An 8921-nucleotide genomic window follows, 5' to 3' on the forward strand; every position below is an offset into this window, starting at 1 on the left:
ATGAGTCAGTTGAGCCAGTCCATCGTCGATTTCATCGCGCAACTGCAACCGCTGTATACCTGCCAGCACGCCGACGGCCACGAATGCGCGCTGTCGCTGATCGACGGCACGCTGATCCTGCCGGTGGACGAATTGCACGCCGCCGAAGAGGAGGGCTGGGTCGCCGTGTTCTGGCAGGGCGACAGCCGCCGCCGCTCCGAAGTGATCGGCACCCAGCTGGCCAGTCTCGCCGTGTGGCGGCACGTCGAACTGCACGGCCTTGGCCGTTCCGCGGAGGAACAGGCTGCGCAGCGGCAGCGCCTGGCCGAGCAGTTCCGGCGCGACACCGGACTGATGCTGCAGCCGGAAGCTGCCGCCGCAACCATGGCGTGATTTCCTGGCACGCAGCAACGACGAGGGCGCGGCATGGCCGCGCCCTCGTCCGCTTCCGTGATCGCCGGAACGGCTTACTTGACCGCGAAGTCCTTGCTGGCGACCTGCTTGCCGTCCAGCGTGATCTCCACCTTGTAGTTGCCGGCGGGGAATCCGGCCGGCTTGCTGATCATGAACACGGTGGTTTGCGGACCCGTCGCGTCCAGCATCTTGCTGTCTTCGTGCACGGTCTGGCCGTCCTGATAGGTCCACTTGGCCGCCAGCGTGCCGCTGCCGCTGCCACTGGTGTCGACCGAGGCATAGATGCTGTCCTTCGGCGCGAAGGTGTCGCCGCTGGCAGCGATCTTGTTGTTGTCGTCGACCTTGGAGCCCAGCTGCAGCGAACTGAAGCTGATCATGCCGGCGCCGGTCTCCGGCGCGGGCGCCATGGTGGCGGGCGGCGTGGCCGGCGCAGTGGCCTCCGGTGGCGGGGTGGCCGGAATCGGCGAAGCCGATTGGTCGGTCTTGCCGCAGCCACCCAGCGCGAGAGCGGCAGCCAGCGATACGGCGAGCATCAGCGGTTGGCGAAGGGTTTTCATGTGGCGTCTCCTGTTCGGGGATGGGGGCATTCGGGAATGGCAGGCGTCACCATGGCGCATCAGGCCCTGGCGGGAATCTTCAGCATCTGACCAGGCTTGATCCGGTCCGGATCGGTGAGCTGATCGCGGTTCGCGTCGAAGATCGATTTCCACGCATTCGCGTTGCCATAAAAGTGTTTGGCAATCTTCGACAGGTTGTCGCCAGCCACCACCTCGTAGATCGCGGATTCGTCGGCGACGGAACAACCGACATGCGATTGCACGTCGCTGAAATCCGCCTTGGCGGCGGGCGGCATCTGCGCCGCCTGGCTGCGCACTTCGCTGCGCACGTCGGAGAAGTCCGGCTTGTTCGTTTCGTTGCCCATGAACTCTGGCTCCGTCTCTGGAAAGAGGAGCCATTGGTAACGGCCGCGCAGTTAACGGCTTGTGAGCGTGTTGACGAAGCGTTCAGCCTACGAGCCGACCTTACGAGGAAGAGATTAGGCTCATCCTCTGGAATCCGCGTGGGTACTTTGGCTGTTGCGGTGCCTGAGCCGATTCGCCTCGTCTCAGGATTCAAGAAAGTCAGATGATAGAAACGACAAAGGCCGGTTGCCCGGCCCTGTCTGATTTGGTGCATCTTTCAGCTTGTTAACGGAAAGAGCGCATTTCCTGATCTGCTAGTGCGGATTAAGGTACGGTCAACTTTCAGGAACGTCAAGGGGGACGTATGGCAAGGATCAAGTATCGCCTCGCGCTCGACATGGGCGCCAACTCGCTCGGCTGGTGCATCTATCGGCTCAACGACAACGATGAACCAGACGCCATAAAGCGTCTCGGTTCGCGGATTTTTTCCGATGGTCGCGACCCGAAGACTCTCGCCTCGAAGGCCGCTGATCGAAGAGCGGCGCGCCAGATGCGACGACGACGCGATCGCGTACTCAAGCGCCGCCATCGACTCCTTCAAGGCCTGGCCCGTTTTGGCCTCATGCCCGCTGATGACGCCGAGCGCAAAGCCCTGCAAAGCAACGATCCGTATGAACTGCGTGCACGTGGTTTGGATCAGCCGCTCACCCTGCATGAACTCGGCCGTGCCATCTACCACCTTGCGCGCAAGCGCGGCTTCCGCAGCAGTCGCAAGGATGGCCGCGATCCCGAATCCGAGAAGGAGGCCGGCAAGGTTCATGCTGCCATTGCCGCACTCAAGTCCCGCATTGCTGAGGCCGGGTGCCGGACAGTGGGTGAATACCTTGCCCGCCAGCACGCTGACCGCTTGCCTGTGCGGGCTCGACGCAGCAGCGACGGTCAATACGTGCTGTACCTGCAACGCGACATGGTGGCCGCGGAATTTGATGTGCTGTGGGCTGCCCAGCAACCACATCATCCAGCCGCGCTGACCCGCGAGGCCCATGACTACCTGCGCGACACCATGCTGTTCCAGCGTCGCCTCCTGCCTGTACAGCCGGGACGATGCCTGTTTGAACCGGAAGAATATCGCGCCCGGCTTTGCTCACCTTTGCAGCAGCGCTTCCGTATTCTGCAGGAGCTGAACAATCTGCGCGTAAAGGAAAGCATCGGTCAACGTCCGCTCTCACTGGACGAGCGCAACCGCATGCTGCAGCGACTGAGCCAAGCGCCAGGCCCAGTGACCTTTGCTCAACTGGCAAAGGCTGCCGGCTTGCACAATGCGAAGGAATTCAACTTCGGCAATGACGACAAGCGCCGTGGGTTGAAAAATGACGTCATAGCGGCCAGCTTCGCGTCGGAAGGTGCACTCGGCCCTCGCTGGCATGCATTGAAACCGGAAGTTCAACAGGCCCTTGCGGTGCTCGTCGAACAGGCTGATCAGACCGACACACTCATCGAAGCACTTGTCGCATTGCCGGGCAGCACCACCCAAGCTGAGAAGATCTTGGGCAAGCAACATGATGCCGGGAGCATTCTCGATGGATTGAGAAAGCTGCCATTTGCAATTGCGCCGGAGACGGCACGGGCTCTGGCCAACTTCCGGCTTCCCGATGACTACGGAAGCCTCAGCCTGAAAGCCTTGGCTCACCTCGTGCCCGAGCTCGAACACGAAGTGATTACCTACGACGTTGCTGTAACCCGGGCCGGGTACAACCATCACTCACAGTTCTACGATGGCGTATTCCATCCACAGCTGCCCTATTACGGCGAGTTGCTTCGCGGCTATACCTCGCCCGCCGACATGGCAAGGGACGAATCGGAGAGGAAGTACGGCAAGATCCCCAACCCCACCGTGCACATTGGCCTCAATCAGATACGGCAGCTGATGAATGCGATCATCAAGCGTTACGGCCATCCTCATCAAATCGTGATCGAACTGACTCGCGAGTTCGGTGCATCGGGGGAAAAGCGCCGCGAGATCACCAAGCAACAAGCTGAAAACCAGCAGCGCAATGAGCGCTACAACGCCGAACTTGAGCGTCTAGGCGTGCGGGTCAGTCGCGAAAACCGCCTCAAGTTGCAACTGTGGGAAGAACTGGGCAAGGACGACGCGCTCGACCGCTATTGCATATATAGCGGCAAGCGCCTGAGCAAGGCTGCGTTGTTCAGTGACGAAGTGGAAATTGATCACGTTCTTCCCTTCTCGCGGTCGCTGCATGACGGGATCGGCAACAAGCTCTTGTGCACACGCCAAGGCAATCGCGACAAGGGCAATCGCACGCCGTTCGAGGCTTTTGGCCACACCGAGCGTTGGGATGCCATCGTGGAACGCGCCGAACGCTTGCCCGCACACAAGCGCAAGCTGTTCCAGGAAAGCGCGCTGGAAACCTTCCTCGGCGACAAGGACTTCCTGGCTCGACACCTCACCGATACCGCCTATCTTGGCCGCGCCGCGAAGCAATACCTGAGCGCCATCTGCCCGCCCAACTGCGTGTGGGTATCCAGCGGCAAACTGACCGGGATGATTCGCGGCAAGTTCGGACTGAATCCGCTCCTGTCCGATGACAGCCAGAAGAACCGCGAGGATCACCGCCACCATGCACTCGATGCTGCCGTTATTGGCTTGTGCAGCCGCAGTCTTATCCAGCGCATCGCCACCGCTGCCGCACGTGCCGAAGACAAGGGTGAGCAACGGCTGCTTGAAGGACTTGAGCTGCCATGGCCAAGCTTTCGGGATGACCTGCGAAACAGCCTTGCGCAAGTAGTCGTATCGCACAAACCCGATCACGGCAAACAAGCTGCTCTGCATAACGACACCAACTACGGTTGGCGCGATGGTCCGGACAAACGTGGCAATCCGCTGGTGGGCCGCCGTGTCCCGCTGGATTCGATGAGCAAGGCTTCCGACGCCGACAGCATCGCGGACGAAATGCTGCGTGCAGAGATCTCTCAGCTCCTGGCACCACTGTCCTCAACCAAGGATGTCAAGGCAGCTTTGTTGAATTACTCCACCCGCACCGGCATCCGTCGCGTGCTGCGACAAGAACGTCTGTCTGTCATCCCCATCCATGACCGGCGAACCGGCAAGCCTTACCGTTACGTCAAGGGTGACGGCAACTACTGCTATGAAATTTCCCGTCGTCCGGACGGGCGTTGGGATGGAGAGGTCATCAACTTGTTTGAGGCCAACCAGAAGACCTTTGTGGCATCGAACACCTGTGCACAGAGTGGGCAGCCGTTGGTGATGCGCATCCATAAGGACGACGCACTCATTGTCTTTCACGAGGAACGACTACGCATTATGCGAGTGGCGCAATTTTCGGAAGGAAAGGTTCTTCTTGTGGAACACAACGAGGCCAATGCGTCTGCGCGCGCAAGGAAGGGCGAGCTCCAGTTTCTCCAGGCATCCATAAACTCGCTGAAGCAGATGAATGCACGACTTGCCGGCGTGGATATCCTCGGCTACGTCAACGATCATGGCTTCAAGGAATGACTCATGATTGGCCGCATCGTGGAAATTGCTGGCGACAATCGCTATCTGTCATTGGATCGCGGCTTCCTTGTGATCAGCCATCGCAAGGAAGAGCTCGGTCGAGTTCCCATTGACGACGTAGCCGCACTCATCGGCAATGCACATGGTCTTAGCTACAGCAACAACCTTCTGGTGGCACTGGCTGAACGCGGCGCACCTTTCGTGCTTTGTGGCGCGCATCATCGGCCGATCGGTGTGCTCTGGCCAGTCGACGGACACCACCGGCAGGCCGCGCGCATGGATGCGCAGTTGAGTGCCAGCCTGCCGCTGCGCAAGCGTCTGTGGAAGCAGATAACGCAAACCAAAATCGGCATGCAGGCTGCTGTGGTGGGCTTGTTCGGTGGTCCGGAGCCACCTTTGCGACGACTTGCCAGCACCGTGCGTAGCGGGGACCCAAGCAACGTTGAGGGCCGCGCTGCCCGGCTCTACTGGGGCCTGCTCTTTGGCAAAGCCTTCCGCCGTGATCATGACGGTGAAGGCATCAATGGACTGCTCAACTACGGTTACACCGTGCTACGCGCTACGGTGGCACGCCAGCTGATGGGGGCTGGGCTGCATCCTGGTATTCCGCTGCATCATGCCAATGAGGGAAATCCGATGCGGCTGGTGGACGACTTGATGGAACCCTTTCGCCCCCTCGTGGACGCCTTCGTCCGCAGGCTCGTCGATGCCGGCAAGACCGAAATCAACGATGAGACAAAACGTACCCTCGCACTCCTTCCGGTACGGAACATGCTCACAGCTCGCGGCATCAGTCCCGTAGGACTGGTCATTCAACGCATGGTTGTTTCGCTGGCCCAGCTCTATGAAAACCCCGAGAACGCGATCGAGCTGCCGCCCGCCACCAGGACCGCATTGACGTCGTTGTGGGAGGAGTCCCGTGACTCTGAAAACGAGGAGGCGGCCAACTGAGCGTCGGCCAACGCCGCCGCTTTGTGCCTACCGCCTGATGTGGATGTTGGTCATGTTCGATCTGCCGGTACTCACCGATGAAGACCGAAAGGCCGCCAACAATTTTCGCCACGACCTGCTGGATTTTGGTTTCGAACGCTGCCAGTTCTCGGTCTACCTGCGCTTCTGCGAAGGACGGGAACAAGCGGACACCTGGACTCGCCGAGTCCAAGCGGTATTGCCATCTGGGGGCAGGGTGTACTGTCTGTATTTCACCGACAAGCAATACGAAGGCATCGTCCGCTTCGAACGCCGAAAGCGTCAGAAAAGGCTGAAAAATCCCGACCAGTTCCAGCTCTTTTGAGTCTCATCATGCCGTTTCCCCACCTCAACAAAGCAACAAACCCCTGTATGAACAGGGGTTTGCGCTGGTGCGGTGCGTAGTAGATCAGGAAATGCGCTCTAGCCGGAACCGTATTGGCCGGCCTTGATCCTGCTGTACGTGCGTAGTAGATCAGGAAATGCGCTCTAGCCGGAACGGTGGCGCTCTCGCAGTTGAACCGTAGTCTGTGCGTAGTAGATCAGGAAATGCGCTCTAGCCGGAACTCACGGCGATGTGCCTTGCGTTTCAGGATCGTGCGTAGTAGATCAGGAAATGCGCTCTAGCCGGAACAACTGCTGCGTGGGCCGCCTCAAATGACTGTGCGTAGTAGATCAGGAAATGCGCTCTAGCCGGAACATGAGCGGGCCGGTGGATGTGATCGCCGGCGTGCGTAGTAGATCAGGAAATGCGCTCTAGCCGGAACTCCCTGTACGACAGTGTGATCAACCTCGGGGTGCGTAGTAGATCAGGAAATGCGCTCTAGCCGGAACGTTGTCGGCGGTGCACTCGAAGCGCACCTCGTGCGTAGTAGATCAGGAAATGCGCTCTAGCCGGAACTTGTGGTTCACGTTCTTGGCCGTCGTGGCTGTGCGTAGTAGATCAGGAAATGCGCTCTAGCCGGAACTTGTGGTTCACGTTCTTGGCCGTCGTGGCTGTGCGTAGTAGATCAGGAAATGCGCTCTAGCCGGAACAATGGCCGTAGTCAGCAGACCAACGACGCGGTGCGTAGTAGATCAGGAAATGCGCTCTAGCCGGAACCACCAAGCACAAGGGACAGCACACCAACCGGTGCGTAGTAGATCAGGAAATGCGCTCTAGCCGGAACGTGCTCATGCAGTACCTGCAAGACGTTCTTGTGCGTAGTAGATCAGGAAATGCGCTCTAGCCGGAACCGCATCTACGTGACGCCGGCGAACAGCACGGTGCGTAGTAGATCAGGAAATGCGCTCTAGCCGGAACTGGCCGAAGAATTCCTCGCCGCGCACGGCGGTGCGTAGTAGATCAGGAAATGCGCTCTAGCCGGAACGATGAAGACAGAGAACACCGCCGAAATGAAGTGCGTAGTAGATCAGGAAATGCGCTCTAGCCGGAACTGAAGATCTGATCGCCTACGTGCGCGACGAGTGCGTAGTAGATCAGGAAATGCGCTCTAGCCGGAACAACCTGCACAAGCGGTACAAGCAGGCGAAAGTGCGTAGTAGATCAGGAAATGCGCTCTAGCCGGAACACGTATCAGGGCATCCAGCTGCGCTTCATGGGTGCGTAGTAGATCAGGAAATGCGCTCTAGCCGGAACTCAGATCGCCTTGCTGCGCTCCGGTGGTTAGTGCGTAGTAGATCAGGAAATGCGCTCTAGCCGGAACATTGTTGACGGTCAAGGCTTCATCGCCGTAGTGCGTAGTAGATCAGGAAATGCGCTCTAGCCGGAACTGCAGTTCGGTCTGGATGACCATGGTGGGCGTGCGTAGTAGATCAGGAAATGCGCTCTAGCCGGAACACCGCATCCCAGGCACGGGCCAGGCCGTAAGTGCGTAGTAGATCAGGAAATGCGCTCTAGCCGGAACGATACCCGCATGGGCGGCCGCATTGCAGCAGTGCGTAGTAGATCAGGAAATGCGCTCTAGCCGGAACAACCTGCACAAGCGGTACAAGCAGGCGAAAGTGCGTAGTAGATCAGGAAATGCGCTCTAGCCGGAACACGTATCAGGGCATCCAGCTGCGCTTCATGGGTGCGTAGTAGATCAGGAAATGCGCTCTAGCCGGAACTCAGATCGCCTTGCTGCGCTCCGGTGGTTAGTGCGTAGTAGATCAGGAAATGCGCTCTAGCCGGAACATTGTTGACGGTCAAGGCTTCATCGCCGTAGTGCGTAGTAGATCAGGAAATGCGCTCTAGCCGGAACTGCAGTTCGGTCTGGATGACCATGGTGGGCGTGCGTAGTAGATCAGGAAATGCGCTCTAGCCGGAACACCGCATCCCAGGCACGGGCCAGGCCGTAAGTGCGTAGTAGATCAGGAAATGCGCTCTAGCCGGAACGATACCCGCATGGGCGGCCGCATTGCAGCAGTGCGTAGTAGATCAGGAAATGCGCTCTAGCCGGAACTATCGACCCCTGGCACCTGCAGGGCGTGGCGTGCGTAGTAGATCAGGAAATGCGCTCTAGCCGGAACTGAACGGCGGCTCAAGTTGCAGCGTGTCGTGTGCGTAGTAGATCAGGAAATGCGCTCTAGCCGGAACTGCAGTTCGGTCTGGATGACCATGGTGGGCGTGCGTAGTAGATCAGGAAATGCGCTCTAGCCGGAACACCAGCGCGAGCGATGCAGCTACCTCAGCAGTGCGTAGTAGATCAGGAAATGCGCTCTAGCCGGAACGTGCCGGCGCGCACCATCTCCAAGTCGTTCGTGCGTAGTAGATCAGGAAATGCGCTCTAGCCGGAACCTGGCAGCTTCACGGGCCTTCCCCAGCTTGGTGCGTAGTAGATCAGGAAATGCGCTCTAGCCGGAACTAGCGAAGGGCGTTCATCCATCCCCATTTTGTGCGTAGTAGATCAGGAAATGCGCTCTAGCCGGAACTGCTACCTCGGGTTCTACCCCGAAATCACGGACGGTTGTGAAAGGGTGGAAAACTTCAAATCCTGCCTTGCGGTTCTTCGCCGGGTTCACCCCCGATTTCACGGACACTTACGAGAAGGCCGATGCGGCCGATGAGGAGTGTTCATGTCGAAGCGAAGAAAATTCAGCAGCGAGTTCAAGCGTGGCGCGGTTGAACAAGCTAATCAGCC

General features: G+C 59.0%; 6 protein-coding genes and 1 CRISPR repeat array. Of the genes, 4 read left to right on the plus strand and 2 right to left on the minus strand.

What is annotated here, in order from left to right:
- Complete coding sequence (locus ACQGNJ_RS01340) at positions 1-372, plus strand: hypothetical protein (protein WP_426687425.1); 372 nt, start codon at positions 1-3, stop codon at positions 370-372.
- A gap of 74 nt (positions 373-446) precedes the next feature.
- Here the strand turns inward: ACQGNJ_RS01340 and ACQGNJ_RS01345 are convergent, their stop codons facing one another.
- Positions 447-950, minus strand: coding sequence for a hypothetical protein (locus ACQGNJ_RS01345; protein ID WP_426687426.1), 504 nt, complete (start codon positions 948-950; stop codon positions 447-449).
- A 59-nt stretch (positions 951-1009) separates the two neighbouring features.
- Positions 1010-1315, minus strand: a complete 306-nt coding sequence (locus ACQGNJ_RS01350; protein WP_426687427.1) for a LysM peptidoglycan-binding domain-containing protein — start codon at positions 1313-1315, stop codon at positions 1010-1012.
- A gap of 344 nt (positions 1316-1659) precedes the next feature.
- Between ACQGNJ_RS01350 and cas9 the strand changes: the two genes are divergently transcribed.
- The 3 genes from cas9 to cas2 are packed head-to-tail and all read left to right on the plus strand — an operon-like array spanning position 1660 to position 6124.
- On the plus strand, positions 1660-4830 hold the full coding sequence (gene cas9 / locus ACQGNJ_RS01355) for a type II CRISPR RNA-guided endonuclease Cas9 (RefSeq protein ID WP_426687428.1): 3171 nt from the start codon (positions 1660-1662) through the stop codon (positions 4828-4830).
- Positions 4831-4833: 3 nt separating this feature from the next.
- Entirely contained in the window at positions 4834-5781 is a 948-nt protein-coding gene (gene cas1 / locus ACQGNJ_RS01360; RefSeq protein ID WP_426687429.1) for a type II CRISPR-associated endonuclease Cas1, read from the plus strand.
- Between the two features lie 43 nt (positions 5782-5824).
- Positions 5825-6124 carry a CRISPR-associated endonuclease Cas2 gene (gene cas2 / locus ACQGNJ_RS01365; RefSeq protein ID WP_426687434.1) on the plus strand — a complete coding sequence of 100 codons (300 nt, stop codon included), beginning with the start codon at positions 5825-5827 and terminating at the stop codon, positions 6122-6124.
- A gap of 72 nt (positions 6125-6196) precedes the next feature.
- A CRISPR array of direct repeats spans positions 6197-8712; the repeat unit is 37 nt; unit sequence GTGCGTAGTAGATCAGGAAATGCGCTCTAGCCGGAAC.
- Positions 8713-8921 lie beyond the last annotated feature (209 nt).

This window comes from Rhodanobacter ginsengiterrae (genome assembly GCF_050026815.1).
GTDB lineage: Bacteria > Pseudomonadota > Gammaproteobacteria > Xanthomonadales > Rhodanobacteraceae > Rhodanobacter > Rhodanobacter ginsengiterrae.